Source organism: Muricauda brasiliensis (assembly GCF_003057865.1).
In the GTDB taxonomy this organism is placed as follows: Bacteria; Bacteroidota; Bacteroidia; order Flavobacteriales; family Flavobacteriaceae; genus Flagellimonas; species Flagellimonas chongwuensis.
In genome coordinates, this window is sequence record NZ_QBTW01000011.1 from 441,405 (window position 1) to 457,859 (window position 16,455).

The 16,455-nt window shown below is 41.4% G+C and carries 14 protein-coding genes; 6 read left to right on the forward strand and 8 right to left on the reverse strand.

The window, feature by feature from the left end:
* Window positions 1-387: 387 nt before the first annotated feature.
* From rpiB to DCK90_RS07950, 3 genes are read left to right on the forward strand one after another with little or no spacing between them, the layout of a single operon-like run.
* Entirely contained in the window at window positions 388-819 is a 432-nt protein-coding gene (rpiB, locus tag DCK90_RS07940; RefSeq protein ID WP_108245648.1) for a ribose 5-phosphate isomerase B, read from the forward strand.
* A 5-nt stretch (window positions 820-824) separates the two neighbouring features.
* Window positions 825-1,748 carry a cation diffusion facilitator family transporter gene (locus tag DCK90_RS07945; RefSeq protein ID WP_108245649.1) on the forward strand — a complete coding sequence of 308 codons (924 nt, stop codon included), beginning with the start codon at window positions 825-827 and terminating at the stop codon, window positions 1,746-1,748.
* Window positions 1,748-2,188 (forward strand): GNAT family N-acetyltransferase, encoded by a 441-nt coding sequence (locus DCK90_RS07950; RefSeq protein WP_108245650.1) that lies wholly within the window; start codon window positions 1,748-1,750, stop codon window positions 2,186-2,188. Before DCK90_RS07945 ends, DCK90_RS07950 begins: the two co-directional genes overlap by 1 nt.
* On the opposite strand, the gene DCK90_RS07955 is transcribed toward DCK90_RS07950, so the two are convergent.
* On the reverse strand, window positions 2,185-2,793 hold the full coding sequence (locus DCK90_RS07955; RefSeq protein WP_108245651.1) for a hypothetical protein: 609 nt from the start codon (window positions 2,791-2,793) through the stop codon (window positions 2,185-2,187). The genes DCK90_RS07950 and DCK90_RS07955 overlap by 4 nt on opposite strands.
* Window positions 2,771-4,018, reverse strand: a complete 1,248-nt coding sequence (dcm, locus tag DCK90_RS07960) for a DNA (cytosine-5-)-methyltransferase (protein ID WP_108245652.1) — start codon at window positions 4,016-4,018, stop codon at window positions 2,771-2,773. Before dcm ends, DCK90_RS07955 begins: the two co-directional genes overlap by 23 nt.
* 233 nt (window positions 4,019-4,251) lie before the next feature.
* Between dcm and DCK90_RS07965 the strand changes: the two genes are divergently transcribed.
* Window positions 4,252-4,833: a hypothetical protein gene (locus tag DCK90_RS07965; RefSeq protein ID WP_108245653.1), complete on the forward strand. Its 582-nt coding sequence runs from the start codon at window positions 4,252-4,254 to the stop codon at window positions 4,831-4,833.
* Window positions 4,834-4,850: 17 nt separating this feature from the next.
* Here the strand turns inward: DCK90_RS07965 and DCK90_RS07970 are convergent, their stop codons facing one another.
* The 6 genes from DCK90_RS07970 to DCK90_RS07995 form a co-directional block, all read right to left on the reverse strand.
* Window positions 4,851-5,807 carry a hypothetical protein gene (locus DCK90_RS07970; protein WP_108245654.1) on the reverse strand — a complete coding sequence of 319 codons (957 nt, stop codon included), beginning with the start codon at window positions 5,805-5,807 and terminating at the stop codon, window positions 4,851-4,853.
* A gap of 112 nt (window positions 5,808-5,919) precedes the next feature.
* Entirely contained in the window at window positions 5,920-7,545 is a 1,626-nt protein-coding gene (locus DCK90_RS07975) for a S41 family peptidase (RefSeq protein WP_108245655.1), read from the reverse strand.
* Complete coding sequence (locus tag DCK90_RS07980; RefSeq protein WP_108245656.1) at window positions 7,529-7,972, reverse strand: ribonuclease P protein component; 444 nt, start codon at window positions 7,970-7,972, stop codon at window positions 7,529-7,531. The genes DCK90_RS07975 and DCK90_RS07980 overlap by 17 nt, the downstream gene beginning before the upstream one ends.
* Before the next feature lie 112 nt (window positions 7,973-8,084).
* Window positions 8,085-9,935, reverse strand: a complete 1,851-nt coding sequence (locus tag DCK90_RS07985; protein WP_108245657.1) for a M1 family metallopeptidase — start codon at window positions 9,933-9,935, stop codon at window positions 8,085-8,087.
* Window positions 9,936-9,938: 3 nt separating this feature from the next.
* Window positions 9,939-11,588, reverse strand: a complete 1,650-nt coding sequence (locus DCK90_RS07990) for a S8 family peptidase (protein WP_108245658.1) — start codon at window positions 11,586-11,588, stop codon at window positions 9,939-9,941.
* Between the two features lie 39 nt (window positions 11,589-11,627).
* Window positions 11,628-12,485, reverse strand: a complete 858-nt coding sequence (locus tag DCK90_RS07995) for an MBL fold metallo-hydrolase (RefSeq protein WP_108245659.1) — start codon at window positions 12,483-12,485, stop codon at window positions 11,628-11,630.
* A gap of 210 nt (window positions 12,486-12,695) precedes the next feature.
* On the opposite strand from DCK90_RS07995, the gene DCK90_RS08000 reads away from it, so the two are divergent.
* Entirely contained in the window at window positions 12,696-14,549 is a 1,854-nt protein-coding gene (locus tag DCK90_RS08000) for a cation:proton antiporter (protein ID WP_108245660.1), read from the forward strand.
* Between the two features lie 122 nt (window positions 14,550-14,671).
* A complete protein-coding gene (locus DCK90_RS08005; RefSeq protein ID WP_108245661.1) occupies window positions 14,672-16,441 on the forward strand; it encodes an SLC13 family permease in 1,770 nt (589 codons plus the stop codon).
* Window positions 16,442-16,455 lie beyond the last annotated feature (14 nt).

Consider the following 16,455-nt stretch of genomic DNA (forward strand, 5'->3'; position numbering starts at 1 on the left):
CTTTTTGTTCACAATTTGTAAGAACACAAGAATTTTAAAAATCAATCGATTAGATTTTTTGTACACAGTTTTTAATAACCGTTATCAACATCAATTTATTGAAAAGTTAATGTGTTTTTAATGTTAATTACCGCAATAAAGTTCTTGATATTGGTTGATTAATTTTTAATCGAATATCAGACCAACATTAAATAATTATTTATACTGATCGATTTTCTGGAATTGCAAAATTTCATTGCAATTAGTTTTCTTCAAATAGTTAACAAAAGAGTGTTATTGTTAATGGGTTGTTTTTTAAACCAATGCAAAATTTCCATCATTTTTATAAACAACGCAACATGAAAAGATGTTGTACCTTTGCTATGTACCCATTTTAATACTATACCCATGAAAATTGCCATAGGAAACGACCACGCCGGAACCGATTACAAACTTGCTATTATCGGTCTATTGAAATCTAAAGGAATAGAAGTTATCAATTACGGAACCGATGGAACCGATAGTGTGGACTATCCAGATTTTACCCATCCCGTGGCCACTGATGTGGAAGAAGGTAAAGTAGATTTTGGTATTGTAATTTGCGGTAGTGGCAATGGAGCTACCATGACCATTAATAAACACCAAGGTGTTAGGGGGGCTCTTTGTTGGAACAAGGAGATTACGCAATTGGCCAGAGAGCACAACGATGCCAATATTTTGAGCCTGCCCGCTCGTTTTATAGCACTACCGCAAGCTTTGGATATGGTGGAAACCTTTTTAAAGACAGAGTTTCAAGGCGGTCGGCACGAACGTAGAATAGAAAAAATTCCTTGTAGATAAACCTTATGGGGCACCATCATCATCACGGACATTCACATTCGCATGCACATCCCGATCTAAAAGGAAGAAATCTTCTTATCTCTATTTTTCTGAACATTGGCATTACACTGGCACAGATTGTTGGTGGGTTGCTTTCTGGGAGCTTGGCACTATTGTCCGATGCGCTTCATAATTTCAGCGATGTACTCAGCTTGGTCATAAGTTATGTTGCAAGGCGGTTGGGCAAGAAGAAGGCATCCAATCTTAAAACTTTTGGGTATAAACGTGCGGAAATTTTGGCGGCCTTCATTAACGCGGCTACGTTGGTGGTCGTGGCTATAATTTTAATGAAGGAAGCTGTTGAACGGTTATTGGAACCGCAAGTAATAGAATCCAACTTGGTAATTTGGCTTGCCTTGATTGCCATTGCGGGCAACGGTTTTAGTGTATTGTTGTTGAAAAAGGACTCAGAGGAGAATATGAACATGAAGTCCGCCTATTTGCATTTACTCACCGATATGATGGCATCCGTAGCGGTATTAATAGGTGGTATTTTAATGAAATATTTCCAGATTTATTGGGTAGATGCCATTCTTACCATGATCATAGGGGTGTATTTGATCTATATGGGATATGACCTATTGAAGGAATCCACCAAGGTATTAATGCTTTTTACACCAAAATCCGTGGTCATTCAGGATATAGTGGAATCTATCTGTACCATAGAACCCGTGAAAAATGTACACCATGTACATATTTGGCAACTTAATGAAGATGAAGTACATATGGAAGCCCATATCGATTTCAAAAATGATATCCGACTTTCAGAATTTGATGAAATCCTAGAGAAAATAGAGGAACATGTGTACCATAAACATGGTATAAACCATGTAAACATTCAGCCCGAGTTTGATAAATGTGACTCCAAAAGCATAATAGTCCAAGATTAATGCAAGTATCCGTTAAAAGTTTTAATGAGCTCTCGACTGAAGAATTATATCAAATTCTACGACTCCGTAGCGAGGTTTTTGTAGTTGAACAAGATTGTGTGTACCAAGATGTGGACAACAAGGATCAAAAAGCACTTCATGTAATAGGAGTTAAAGAAGGCGAAGTAGTAGCGTATACCAGAGTTTTTAAACCTGGTGATTATTTTGATAATGTAAGTATTGGCAGGGTAGTGGTAAGCCAAGACCAACGCAAATATGGATTGGGCAAACAGATTATGCAGGCATCCTTATCGGCAATTGATGAAAAATTTCCGAACAAGCCCATCGAGATTTCTGCACAATCCTATTTATTAAAATTCTATTCGGATTTGGGCTTTTCCGCTTTCGGCGAGGAATACTTGGAGGATGGAATTCCGCATACAAGAATGTTAAAAGCTTAGACCAATCTTCTCGACACACCAAGTCGTTCCAAAAAATCCAATTTTAAAATAAGATTCACGGGTTTTTCCGCTTTATTTTGATGGGAAAAGAACAAATAGCCCTGATTTCTAGGGTCAAGTTGCTCCAGTATAAGTTTTCCATGGCTTTCTGTATGATGGAGGCAAACCCGTTTCAAACTATTTTGGTTCAGGCCCAATTCGTGTAAGCGAAGAATCAATTTTTCACGGTTAACCCAAGTAATATTGCAACTGGTGAACACGTTTTCTTCATCCGAATAAATACTGGTCACCAAGGCATAAAAATGGGTCTTTTTGGCAACATCGAACAACCAACCTTGCTTTTGTATTTCATTTTTGTGATAAAAAAGTTCAAACGCAAAAGTGGGCAAACTTTCGTTTATGTAATCCAACTGTGCTTTTTCATCAACAAAGAATTCATTTTCCGAGGACTTTTCCTTTAGGATAAGATCTATGCCCTGCAATTGTTTTTTACGATGTTGAACACGTTCAAAACTGTAGTGTTTCAAGTGTTTTTGATAGTAGGAATCCAGTAAAGGCGCCAGTTGTTTTTCTTTGGATAGGTCAGCTTTGAAGTTGCTTTTCAAGTTCGGCTATTTTCTGGAACAGGGAATCACCTATTTTTTCCACAATGCCCACAACCAATGCGTTGCCCATAAAAAAGGCACGTTTGGCATCCGAAATGCCCTCCAATTGGGTATGATTATCTGGAAACATGTTCAACCGTTCCAATTCAACAGGTAAGAGTCTTCGCAGTCCCTTGGAGGTTTGGACCACGTGTTTAAACCGGGATGGGGACTTGCCGCCCTCACCAGTTATAATAGTTCTAGAAGGTTGATTAAGGGCATCGGGAAAAACCATGCTGCCCTCACTGTAATTGTATTCAAAACCAGTGCTGGTCTTGCGTATTTCTTTTTTTGCCCCTTTTAAATATTCCCATTTGGGCAAATCGTTACCATCAATGTAATATTCAGAAGGAACAGGACCTTTTTTCAAAACATTGGAGAGAACGGTTCTTTTGCCACTGTAAGCAGGGACGGTTTTTAGGGTAGATACTTTTCCATCAATACACATTCCCGTATTCAAAAATGGGGAAAGATTTTGTTCTTTGTTGAAGTTTTTGGATAGTTTGACCAAATCCTCTTCCAAATCAAATTCTACCAAATTTTGTGTGGATTCATCAACAGGAAACGCATTGCAAAAAGTGCTTTTCTTTAAAATCCAGTCGAGAGGAAGGGTCTCTGTAAGTTTTTGGTAAACAGGAGTATCCTTTGAATAGGCCAGAAAAAAAATGCGCCTTCGGCGCTGGGGCATTCCATACTCGGCGGCATTGATTACCCGCCATTCTATGGCATAACCCAAATCTGATAGACTGCGGAGCATTACGGCAAAATCCCTACCTCGTTGGCTGGAGGGCGATTTTAAAAGACGGTCCACATTTTCCAGGAACAAGTATTTGGGCTTAATTTTTTTTTCCGAAAGAATGCGGTGAATGGACCACCAAAGCACGCCTTTTTTTCCGATGAGTCCCTTGGAATTTTTTAACGAAGTCGCAACAGAGTAGTCTTGGCAAGGAAAACCTCCCACAAGAATATCATGGTCGGGAATTTCCTCGGTTTTTACGTTTTCAATGTTGGCGTTGGAATGATTTTCGGCACCAAAACGTGCTTCATAAACTAAGGAAGCATGCTGCATTTTTGTAGAAGGCTCCCATTGGTTGCTCCACACCACTTGGTAATACCCCGTGCTCTCCAATCCCAGGCGAAAGCCGCCAACACCCGCAAAAAGTTCACAGACCTTAAGTTGTTGCATGCCCAAAAATAGAATTAATTCCTTTTTTACGAAGTATCGTCATACAAATTTGTGATGATGGGCTTTAACTCCAAATGTGAATAAAAGTTAACCGAATTTTGGGTATTACGAACAGACGAATAGGTCCTGAAGGGCCATTCGTAAATTCAAATATAGTATCCGTCAATTGGTTGGGCTATCTATGGAGAGGATTAGCTATTTTGGATTTATAATTTCTAAAAACAGCTTCACTTATGAAAGCGACAATTATCTCTGGCATTTTAATTTTTGCCGTTATGGCATGCAAGGATTCAAAAAAAGAGCAAACCAAGAATCAAGACATAGCCACAATAGACTCCATAGAACAAATAGATGTTGATAAGAAGGAATCCAAAATAACACAGAGCAAGGCAAAAAGGTATGTGGTGGATTCGGAAGTTGACATCTATAATCCATATGACTTTGCGTTACAAATTGACACGCTAAAAGCGATATTGGGCAAAGAGATGACAATAGAAATTGATTATTCTGAAGGAGAATCAATGGAAGACAGAGAAGCTTTCGTAAAAATAACATGTAAGGATACTGAAATCAAATTTTATGAAAACAGAGAAGGCCTTCATTTTTCCAATATTACAACCCCTAAATTATCAGTTTTGGATGGAATTAAAATCGGGACACCAAAACAAGCGTTTTTAGAGGCCATGAAAATTGAAGACCCTCAGGCACTGTTAGCTTCAATAATTGTTTTTACCGATGATTATGGAGCCATGGAGTTCTTTTTTGAGAACGACATTCTAACTTTAATAAAGATATATTATGAAGAAGGTGACTGACTATTTTAAATCATGCCTCAAAAAACAGTTTTGTAAAAGGAAAACACAAAAACAACAGAAAAGATAAAGACCGCGATCATAAACAAGCGGTTGAGAAAATGGACAAAATCCTGGGATTCTAAATTTTCTTTGATACGCGATACTTCCGGATTATTGGGAAGATACATAATATCCAATAGGTCGGATTCTAACAGAGAATCAACATCTACACCATCAATAATTTTTTTGTCAAACCCTTCGAATCGCTTTCCCAAAGAGGTTTTAAATGCATACGAAAACTGAATGGTCTTATCATTTTTTATAAATGGTTCTGTGTTTTTGTAATCTATAATATTGGCCGTCGTACCCACGCCGTAATATAGAAGGTTCCAATTTTGCTCGTTGGTTTTTCCATTTACCAAAACACCAATTCTTTGCAAGAGTAAGTATAACAGAACGCTTACACCTATTAAAATAAGCCCAATTTGCCAAGTTTGCGATGTTCTTAGGACAAACTCATATTTTTCAGGGGAAGAAAATATTTTTTCCAAAGCTACACTTATCAGAATGTAGCTTCCGATAACATACAGTAAAATTTTCAGTATACAGATGAGAACAAATACAAAGGAGAACCTACAGACTTCTTGCGACAAAAAGATGGGGTCTTTGGGCTTACGAGCAATATTGAGTCCAACAGGAATACTTTTATCCTGTTCAAAACGGTGCAAATGGGGCTTGCTGTCCCACACCCTAATTTTTCTATGAATATGGCTCCCGGAAAAGTTTTCGAACAATACCAAGAGCTCCAAAAGCGGTTTTTTTCCCTTTTTGATGGTTTTTACGGAGATAATCGAGGCCTCCTTAGTCTCTATAGATTTCCTTTTTCGGTTTTTAAGTATACAGAAGGAACGAGAAAAACAATTCTTGATCAGATTGTTTAGCCAAAACAAAAGCACAATACCAATTATAGTGAGCGTTAGGATGGTGTAGGTCATAAACAAGTTTTAAGTTAAAATACCATCTTATAAGATGATTTAACCACTACACTTGACGGTTACACGTTTTGAATTGATAGATGCCCTGTTTGAATTGGTACAGGTGGTTTTATTATTTTAAAATAGAGGAATATTTGTTGTTGTCCGCGAGTAATCCGGTGGCTGTTAGAATGGCATCATCATGTTTAAGATAATATTTGTAAAGACCTTCCCTGTAAAAGTATCTGGTAATGATCTCGTCTTCCAAATTTTTCTGGATTTCATCTTTATAAGTATCCAAGGCATTGATTTTTCCACGATTTACTGCCAAAAGCAAATCCTTGTATTTTTCTTGCACCTCGGCGCCCAATAAAGTGTCGTCTCCATTGATGGTTTCTTCCAAGACTTTTTCTGTTTTGGTCTGATAAGAGAAGTTTTGTTGCGAGGCATAGGCCTTGAAGGCGCTATAATCAGAGTCGGAAAAGCTAAAGTTGTCGACAGAATCAAAATTATGGTCGTAGAAATATTGTGTTGCAAAATCAAAAACGATGTTGCCGTTTTCCAGAGCATCGATTAAAGAATTGGTTTTTAACGATTCTATGGTGATATCCGGCATTACGCCACCACCGTCCCAGACCTTTCGCCCGTTCTTGGTGGTAAACTCGTTAAAATTGGTGTTTCTTACCGCATTTCCTTGCTCATCCCTGTTCCAATAATCCAAGGATTGTATGCATCTTCCCGAAGGCGTGTAATACCGGGAGATGGTTACTTTTAACTGCGTACCATAAGTCAGTTTGAGCGGTCGTTGCACCAGGCCTTTTCCAAAACTCCGTGCGCCGACAATTACGGCACGATCCAAATCTTGAAGACCACCGGAAACAATCTCGCTGGCAGATGCGCTTTTTCCGTTTACAAGTACCACCAACGGAATTTCTTCATCTTCCGGCTGATTCCGGGTCCTATATTCCTGATTGAATTTTTTGACTTTGGATTTGGTGGTAACGATAAGCTCGCCCTTTGGAACAAACAGATTGGTTACGTTTATCGCCTCGGACAACAGCCCGCCAGGGTTTCCCCTAAGGTCAAGAATCAACCTTTCAGCTCCGCGGCCTTTAAGGTCCTGCAAAGCAGATTGAGTTTGTTTGGATGCTTTTTGGTTAAAACGGGACAGTACGATATAGCCAGTTTTATCATCGATCATATCATAAAATGGGACCGCATCAACCTCTACACCACCTCGGGTAATGGTGGTGGTTTTGGTTTCCCCCTGTCGTAAAAAAGTAACCTCGACGGTGGAGTTATTTGCCCCTTTGAGCAATTCTCCTGCGTTATCGTCAAAATCAGCGACCAAGGTCTCACCGATTTTGATAATCTCATCACCGGCCTTTAACCCCGCCTTATCTGCCGCATAGCCTTGATACGGCTCTACGATTAACAATTTGTTTTTATAAGAACGGACCAAGGCGCCAATACCGGAGTATTCCCCAGCATTGTTTATTTTGAAGGATTCAACATCTTGCTCGTTCAAAAATTGGGTATAGGGATCTAGCTCCCCCAACATGTTTTTTATGGCCGAATCCATCAGCTCGGCGGGATTGGTCTCGTCCACATAGTTCATGTTGAGTTCCTTGAAGAGGGTGGTAAAAATTTCTATCTGTTTGGCAATTTCAAAAAAGTCACTTTTAAAACTACTGGCCCCTACCAAGACCACAATTGCCAACACGGGAATAAAGACCTGCTTTCTAATCAATCTTTTCATGGGATTCTTTATTTACAAAGGCATCTAATAGCTTTTTCATAGCCGTTTCTACTTCATCAAAACTTGGAGCCTTCTTGCCAAGGTATAAAAATATGAACGCAAAATTCCTTTCAATGTTGTTAAAAATGAGGGGCTTGTTGAGCCGGTACGCCTCTCTCATCAGTCGTTTGATGTTGTTACGGTCCACTGCGGTTTTAAACCTTCTTTTTGGGGCGACCACTGCAACTTTTGCGTTGGGGCCATCATTGGAATCTACAGGTAAATAAATAAGCTTAATGGGAAACACACTAAGGGACCTGCCTTCCGTAAAAAGGGCTTCGAACATTTTTTTGTTGGTAAGCTTTTCTTTTTTCGGAAAGGAAATGTCCCCTCGAGGGGACCTTAGGGGTGTATTTATATCGCTTGAATCCGTGTTTTCTTCAGACATTTTGATGGTTACTAGTTCCTTGGAAAAGTCAAATTACTTAAATAATTCTGAGATTAAATATAAAAGGGCGGCACAAACGGCCGCCCTTCTTGTTCTGTTAAAGGAAAGCTGCTTATTCTTCTGCCTGGTACACGTTGTTCTCTCCATTCACATCGGCCATCAATTGAGACGGGTCGATCATTATGGCCTGTACGTTTTCCAAAGGCATGTCCAAGGTAAACTCGTAGGTCGGGAAGGCCCATGGCCAATCTTCCAACACGGTACGGTTTAGGTTTGGATATGGATTTTCTTTTTCGCCGTACATCATGCGCAATGGCACGTAATATGTTTGTTGGGTCCCATCTTTGCCCACAACCAAAATATCCAAAGGCATTGGCATTTCACCAATGCGCTCCAAAGTTACTTTGGCAATTTCGCCATCGGCATCAACACTTTTAATGCCATAATCTATGGTGTTTGTGGTCTGTGTCCAATCGGTTAAGTACCAATTTAGCTCGATACCGGAAACTTTTTCGGCAGTCCTTTTAATGTCATTCGGAACAGGATGCTTGAACTTGAAGTCTTCGAAATATTTTTGAATGGTCTCCATCAACTTGTCCTGTCCAATCACATAGCCCAATTGGGAAAGGAAAATAGAACCTTTACTGTAGGCAGAAACTCCATAGGCAAAATTCGTCGTATATCTGTCCGCATGGGTGGACTGGGGCATTTCAAGACCTGAGTTTACCAGAGCGTAATATCCCCGATACGACCCCTCAAAAGGGTTTTGTTTGTTCTGTTCCATAATCTGGTTCATGCACAAGCTGCTGATGAACGAAGTGAAGCCCTCATCCATCCACTCATGTTCTGATTCGTTGGTCGCAAGCACGTGCTGGAACCAAGAATGGGCCATTTCGTGAACCATTACGCCGACCAAGCTCCCGAATTCACGTTCGCCAGTGATCAAGGTACTCATGGCATATTCCATTCCACCATCGCCTCCCTGAACCACGGAGTATTGTTCATATGGATATTTACCAACATTGTTGCTGAAGAATTTCATTGCTTCCGCCGTTTTAGGCTGGAGGTTTTTCCAGTTTTCATTGAATTCTGGATTGTCCTTATAGAAAAAATGAAGGGTAGGACCACCTTCCATTTCATACACATCGTGAATGTACTCTGGGTCGGCCGCCCACATAAAATCGTGTACGTTGGGAGCTTTAAAATGCCATGTCAAAGTTTTGCCCTTGGTTTTGATTTTTGTGCCGGGCGCTTCATATCCGTGTCCGATTTCGTCCGGGTTTTGAAGATATCCAGAGCCTCCAACGGTATAATCTTTGTCCAAGGTGATTTTTACATCAAAATCCCCCCAAACACCATGAAACTCTCTTGCGATGTACGGGTTCGGATGCCAGCCTTCAAAATCATATTCTGAAAGTTTTGGATACCACTGGCTCATGGAAAGTGCAACGCCTTCACTACTATTTCTTCCAGAGCGTCTAATTTGAAGGGGAACCTGTCCTTTGAAGGTCATTTCCAAAGTTGTTTTTCCTCCTGAAGGTATCGGCTTGGCCAAATCCACCACTAGAATGGTCCCTTCTTCTGTAAAGGAAACCGGTTGACCGTCTTGGGTAAGCGATTCAGCATGGAGATAACCCATTTCAGTTTCCGAAAGGGATGCAATCCTACTTTTTCCATCGACCATCATTCTTTTGTCCGGGTCTTTGATATTTTGTAGCCTAATGTCCATTTCACTGCCGGGCTGAAAGGCATTGTAGTATAAATGGTAAAAAACGCGGCTCAATTCATCCGGGGAATTGTTGGTGTAGATCAATTTTTGGGTGCCGGTGTACTGATAGGTCTTTACATCCATTTGTACATCCATGGTATAATCCACGTGCTGTTGCCAGTTACTTGATTGTGCACTTAAAAAAAGGGTAGCTCCAAAAAAGGCCGAGAAAAAGAGGGATTGTAAATGCTTCATATATTATTTTGAATTGCTTTCTAAGGTCATTTTACCGTTTGAGATGTTGTCCGCTAAAATTAAGGCATTATAGGCATTAACCATCTTGCCGGACTTGGAAATTTTGTCGAATGTGGTTGCTTTGGTCTCATCTCCGGCAACTATAACGGATGTCTTGGTCCTAAGCCCAGACTGCATGATGATGTTTTTTATCTGAGAGGCAGATAAATCTGGATAGTAAGAAAGAATCAGGGCAGCAACACCGGCAACTGCGGGTGCAGCCATGGAAGTTCCTCCTTGAAATTCGTATTCGCTATTGGGCATCGTGGAATATATGGCGTCTCCGGGGGCAAACACATCTACACGTTGTTTCCCATAGTTGGAGAAAGAGGCGACCATTTCGGAACCATAACTGCTGGAGAGAGCTCCAACGGTAATCACGTTGTCCACAAATTCCGTTTCACTGTCCATATCGTCGTTGGGATAGTTTCTATTCTCTGGAAGCTCTAGGTCCTCGCCATCGTTGCCTGCGGCATGTACTATCAGCACATTCTTGGATGCGGCATATTTTATCGCCTCATACACCCATTCTGCTTTCGGTGAAAAGGACTTTCCGAAACTACAGTTGATTATGGATGCGCCATTGTCAACAGCATAGCGGATACCCAGCGCGATGTCCTTGTCGTATTCATCTCCGTTGGGAACGGCTCTAATGCTCATAATCTCAACATTGTTGGCAACACCTTTCATGCCAATACCGTTGTTTCTTTGGGCAGCGATGATTCCGGCTACGTGAGTTCCATGACTTTCGGTATCTACCATGTTCTTTGGGTTTCCGTTACCATATGGAACGTCGGTAATATCGTAAGGGTCGTCGCCCACAGGCTCCCTACCGTTAAAATCTTTGTTGAGGTTATAATTGGCTTGATCGGTAAAATAGGTAATGCCCTCTTTAAGCTCCTCCAATACTTCTGGAATAGTGTCGCCATAAGTGAACATTTGTGTCAATACCGCAACGCTTTGCTCCATTTGTGCCGTTGTTGCCTTTATGGAGAGCAAATCTTTTTTAGTGTAGGTTTCTTTGCCAAGCTCACTTTTTACAAGTTCATCGGCACCTTTTACCACCTGAAATATTTGTTCGTACTGTTGTTTGTTCTGAACGGCTTCCGGATATTCCTTGTCGAGCAAAAGTCTTGCTTCTGCCCTTTCGGATGCATCTCCAATGTTCAAACGAAGCATTCGAACATATTCCAATTGCTCATTATAAGATGTGCCTAAAAAGTTATATCCGTGGATATCGTCCACATAACCATTGCCGTCATCGTCCTTGCCGTTATTGGGTATTTCGCCGGAATTGGTCCACAGTACGCCCTTTAAATCTTCGTGCTCCAAATCCATGCCGGAATCCAAAACGGCCACTACAATCGTTTTTCCTTTTTTGTTTTTGATGATTTCGTCGTAAGCCTTGTCAACGCTCATCCCGGGAATAGTGTCCTTGATCAGGTCCAAATGGCCCCAGTTTTTCTTTTCCGTATCGGTAAGTTCGGCAACTTTCAGGGGTACGGAATCAATATTCTCAACAGGAGTCGACACCAATGCGGTAGACCCACAGCCCATCAAAAAAATAGAGGCGGACAGGGATAGGAGCGATAGTTTGTTATATGTGCGATTCATAGAATGTATTTGTAAAAGAGTGAAGTTGATTTATTGTACTTAAAATAGTTCGTCGTAAGAAAACAGTTGCTTCAAACGGGCTCCTTTTTCGGTCTGCTTCAGTGAGCAGATTTGATTATGTGCATCGTGCTCGAACAAGAGTAGCCAATCGTTTTCTGCAGCTTTATGTAAAAATGATTCTTTTTCTTTTAAGGTCAACAAAGGTCGGGTGTCGTATCCCATAACATAAGGTAACGGAATATGTCCAACCGTTGGTAGGAGGTCTGCCACAAAAACCAAGGTTTTACCTTTATATTTTAAATGTGGCAGCATTTGCTTATCGGTATGCCCGTCCACAAAGTGAATGCCGAATCCCAGTTCCGAACTTTCGACAAACGGGGATTCTTTTCTGTCCACAAAATGTAACTGACCACTTTCTTGAATGGGCAACAGATTTTCTTTTAAAAAAGAGGCCTTTTCCCTTGCATTGGGTTGGGTGGCCCATTCCCAATGGTCTTTATTTGTCCAGAACTTGGCATTTTTGAAGGCGGGCTCATAACCGGTCCGGTCTTTGTTCCATTGAATGCTGCCACCGCAATGGTCAAAATGTAAGTGGGTCAAAAAAACGTCAGTTACATCATCCCGATGGAAGCCGGCATTTTTTAATGACCTGTCCAATGAATGATCGCCCCAGAGATAATAGTAGCTAAAGAATTTTTCGGATTGTTTGTTGCCAAGTCCGTTATCGATCAAAATGAGCCTGTCGCCATCTTCTATCAAAAGGCAGCGGGCGGCAAGGTCGATCATATTGTTGGAATCCGCAGGGTTGGTCCTGTTCCAAATAGATTTGGGAACCACACCGAACATGGCTCCACCATCCAACTTAAAATTACCTGTCTCTATGGGATAAATTGTCATTCCGAAAGTAAAATGGGGTGCAAAATAAGAAAAGCACGACCCAAATGGCGAAAAAATAAAGATATATTGGCCGTATTTTAACAAAAAGGAGACGAGTTTCGTTAAATCCCAGGAATGTTTGGGCAAATATGAACTTTCGTATTGCGTTGCCCATACATTGAAGAATGATTATCTAAAAGAAAAACAGTAAATTTCCACAAAACTTAGACGATGCTCGAACTTGCTGGAATCATAATTCTTGGCATTATTGCACAATGGGTGGCTTGGCGCTTTAAGCTTCCTGCAATCTTACCCCTTATTTTGATAGGATTACTGGTGGGTCCCATAGCTACTTTATATACGGAAGATGGATCAAAACTGATAGAGCCGATCTGGAATGGTGAAAAAGGACTGTTTCCTGGAGAAGGGCTTTATTATTTTGTGTCCTTGGCCATTAGCGTTATCCTTTTTGAAGGGGGATTGACCCTAAAAAGGGCCGAGATATCCAATGTGGGGCCGGTAATCACCAAATTAATCACCATTGGCACCATAGTCACTTTTTTTGGTGCAGGGGTTGCCGCACACTATATTTTTGGCCTTTCTTGGCAAATTTCATTTTTGTTCTCCGGTCTTATCATTGTAACCGGACCCACCGTAATTACGCCTATCCTTAGAAACATTCCTTTGAAAAAGGACGTTTCAGCTGTACTGAAATGGGAGGGAATCCTTATCGACCCCATCGGGGCTCTGGTTGCCGTTTTGGTGTTCGAGTTCATTAGTGTTGGAGAAGGGCAGGCCTTTACCCAAACGGCACTTATCGAGTTCGGTAAAATCATCCTGTTCGGAACGACTTTTGGTTTCACCTTTGCACATGCACTGGCATTTGCCATCAAAAGGAACTTTATCCCACACTATCTGCTCAATGTAGTTTCCCTGTCTACCGTGCTACTGGTGTATGTGGAATCGGACTTGTTTGCACATGAATCTGGGCTATTGGCCGTAGTGGTCATGGGTATGGTGATGGGAAATATGAATCTGCCCAACCTTAAGGAACTTCTATACTTTAAGGAGTCCTTGAGCGTACTGTTGATTTCCATTCTTTTCATCCTGTTGGCGGCCAATATCAACATCAGCGATCTGGAGCTTATTTATAATTGGAACACCGTGGCACTTTTCGCAGTAATTGTGTTTATCATACGGCCCATTGGGGTCTTTCTGAGCTCACAGGGGTCCAATTTAAAGTTCAACGAAAAACTTTTTATAGGATGGGTGGGCCCGCGCGGTATCGTTGCAGCAGGTATTGCTTCGCTTTTTGGTTCCAAACTGGTGTTAAGGGGAGAGGCAGGTGCCGAATATATTACACCCTTGGTATTTATGATCGTACTGGGAACGGTACTGTTGAACGCGACCACGGCCCGTTTTTTCGCAAAATTGGTCGGCGTTTTCCTGAAGAAGTCCGAGGGTATTTTGATTATTGGCGCGTCCAAACTTTCCAGACTCATTGGAAACTATCTTAGAAAGAACAATAGGCACGTGGTCTTGATAGACAACAACCAAAACAATGTGGAAAAGGCGAAAAAACTGGGACTTGAAGCCATTACCGCCAATATTTTCTCAGATACGCTTACTGACAATATCGAGCTGAACGATATGGGTTATTTAATGGCCTTGACCGGAAACTCGGATATCAACAAGTTCGCAATCAACAAGTTTCAAAGACAATTTGGGGAGAACGGGGCCTTCAGGCTTGTAAACACCGAAGAGGTGAACGACCCGGACAATAATCCAAAAGAGGGTCTTTTTTCGCACACCGATGACTTTATCCAATTAATGGACACTGTCCGTAAGCACCCTACCATCCATGAAATTAATCTGGATGACAAGGAGCACTATGATGAGCTGATTGACATTACCTATGAAGAGAGGGACATTGTTCCTTTGTTCACCAAATCCCCGGATGGCAGTATTGAGATAATTCCCGCCAATAGTAAAGATTTTAATCCAAAAGGCGAGGGCTATAAGTTGGTTTATTTGGGGAAAGAAATCGAAGTGACAAAAGAGGAAAAGAATCCTGAGAATGAGTAAAATTGTTTTCTGAAGAAGAATCGAAAATGGTTTAGAGACTATTCTATTCACTTACCATTAATAGAGCCGGCACAGAAAAGATAGGTGGCCAAAAAAGAATGGAACTCTAAATTACGCGCAATATGGGCAGCGATTTGATTATTACCATTGTGATCATTTGTATAGGGATCGTCCTGTTCATAAAGGACTATTTCTCCATAGATACTACCTCCATCATCATTATGGCACTGTTTATAGTGGCAGGCGTTCTTAGTCCCAAAGAAGGTTTTTCGGGATTCAATCATCCGGCCACCATAACCCTTGGGTGTATGTTCGTGGTAAGTGCCGCGGTATTTAACTCTGGTATTTTAGGAGGTCTTAGCGACCGGATCATAAAACTGGCCAAAATACATTATAGCATTGCCCTCATCACCTTTTGTCTTATTGCGGGCATGTTTTCCGCATTTGTGAACGATTCTGCCGTAGTGGCACTGCTTTTGCCCATTGCATTGACCGTGTGCAGGGAAACCAAAATAGCCCCGGGCATGTTGTTGATTCCCATCTCTTTTTCGGCGTTATTTGGAGGCACCTGCACCTTGATAGGCACTTCCACCAACATTTTGGTGAGCAGCTACGCCCAAGAATATGGATTGGAAGGTTTTGGTATGTTCGAATTCAGTTTGGCAGCACTTTGTTTGGCAACTATTGGCTTTGCCTATATCTTTTTTGTGGCACCGCTTCTACTGCCAAAACAAAAAAAGGAGCAAGACGTACTTACCAAAGAAGCCCAAAAGTATATTACCGAGTTATTAGTTGAAAAAGATTGCCTTGATAGTAATAAACCGTTGCACATGTCCAAATTGGTCAATGACTATAACGTGCAGATATTGGATATTTCCAGAGATAGATTTAACAAGAAAAGTATCGGCCCGGAAACATTCATTTTGGAAGGAGATGTAATGAAAGTCCTTGTGCCACCAAAAACACTGAATGCTATTCGGGACATAAAAGGATATAGGGTGACAGGGGACAAACGTTTTGACAAATCAGAACTGGAGAAAAACATTTATGAAGTTATTGTTCCCTTTGGTTCTAGGCTTACCGAGGGCTCTCTCCGCTCACTTAATTTTAGGAGGCAGTACAATGGGTCGGTTTTGGCCATTCGGCAACGAGGGGAGATTTTGTATGAAAAATTGGCCGACGTAAACTTGATGGAGGGGGATATGCTACTGATTTTGGGCACTGAAGCCGATGTTGATGCACTGGTTGAACAGGGCTTGGTGGTGGCTCTTTCCGAATACAAGCATGCAAAGGTAAATTATAAAAAAGCCATCCCTGCCATTGTTATTGCAGTAGGGGTGGTGCTTGCGGCATCGCTCAACCTTACCTCTATTTTGATAAGCAGTATGGTAGGAGCATTGTTGTTGGTGGCCACATCCACTTTGAAGCCAAAAGAGGCATACGAGGCCGTGGAATGGAAGGTCATTTTTATGATGGCTGGAGTGCTTTCTATGGGAACGGCCCTTGAAAAGACTGGCGGGGCCGAAAAAATCGCCCAATTTATAGAACAGACGCTGGGAAATTACCACGCCCAAGTGACCCTGAGCATATTGTATTTAGTTACTTTTTTGAGCACCAATGTGCTCTCAAGCAAGGCCACGGCTGCATTGATGACGCCGATAGTCATCAGTTTGGCTTCTGCAATGGAGATAAGCGAAAGACCGTTTTTGGTGGCAGTCATGTTCGCCTGCTCCCTAACGTTTATGACGCCTGTAAGCTATCCGACCAACACCATGGTCTATGCTCCGGGAAATTACAAATTCAACGATTTTTTAAAGGTGGGGACCCCACTTAATATCATTATGTGGATTGCAGCCACTTTTGTGATACCGTATTTTTTCCCTTTTAAATAAATCAAGAATCCTCT

Coding starts and splice junctions, on each gene's coding strand:
- DCK90_RS07950 (WP_108245650.1), top strand. CDS start 1,748: ATGCAAGTATCCGTTAAAAGTTTTAATGAGCTCTCGACTGAAGAATTA.
- DCK90_RS07995 (WP_108245659.1), bottom strand. CDS start 12,485: ATGACAATTTATCCCATAGAGACAGGTAATTTTAAGTTGGATGGTGGA.
- rpiB (WP_108245648.1), top strand. CDS start 388: ATGAAAATTGCCATAGGAAACGACCACGCCGGAACCGATTACAAACTT.
- DCK90_RS07990 (WP_108245658.1), bottom strand. CDS start 11,588: ATGAATCGCACATATAACAAACTATCGCTCCTATCCCTGTCCGCCTCT.
- DCK90_RS07970 (WP_108245654.1), bottom strand. CDS start 5,807: ATGACCTACACCATCCTAACGCTCACTATAATTGGTATTGTGCTTTTG.
- DCK90_RS08000 (WP_108245660.1), top strand. CDS start 12,696: ATGCTCGAACTTGCTGGAATCATAATTCTTGGCATTATTGCACAATGG.
- DCK90_RS07980 (WP_108245656.1), bottom strand. CDS start 7,972: ATGTCTGAAGAAAACACGGATTCAAGCGATATAAATACACCCCTAAGG.
- dcm (WP_108245652.1), bottom strand. CDS start 4,018: ATGCAACAACTTAAGGTCTGTGAACTTTTTGCGGGTGTTGGCGGCTTT.
- DCK90_RS07965 (WP_108245653.1), top strand. CDS start 4,252: ATGAAAGCGACAATTATCTCTGGCATTTTAATTTTTGCCGTTATGGCA.
- DCK90_RS08005 (WP_108245661.1), top strand. CDS start 14,672: ATGGGCAGCGATTTGATTATTACCATTGTGATCATTTGTATAGGGATC.
- DCK90_RS07945 (WP_108245649.1), top strand. CDS start 825: ATGGGGCACCATCATCATCACGGACATTCACATTCGCATGCACATCCC.
- DCK90_RS07975 (WP_108245655.1), bottom strand. CDS start 7,545: ATGAAAAGATTGATTAGAAAGCAGGTCTTTATTCCCGTGTTGGCAATT.
- DCK90_RS07985 (WP_108245657.1), bottom strand. CDS start 9,935: ATGAAGCATTTACAATCCCTCTTTTTCTCGGCCTTTTTTGGAGCTACC.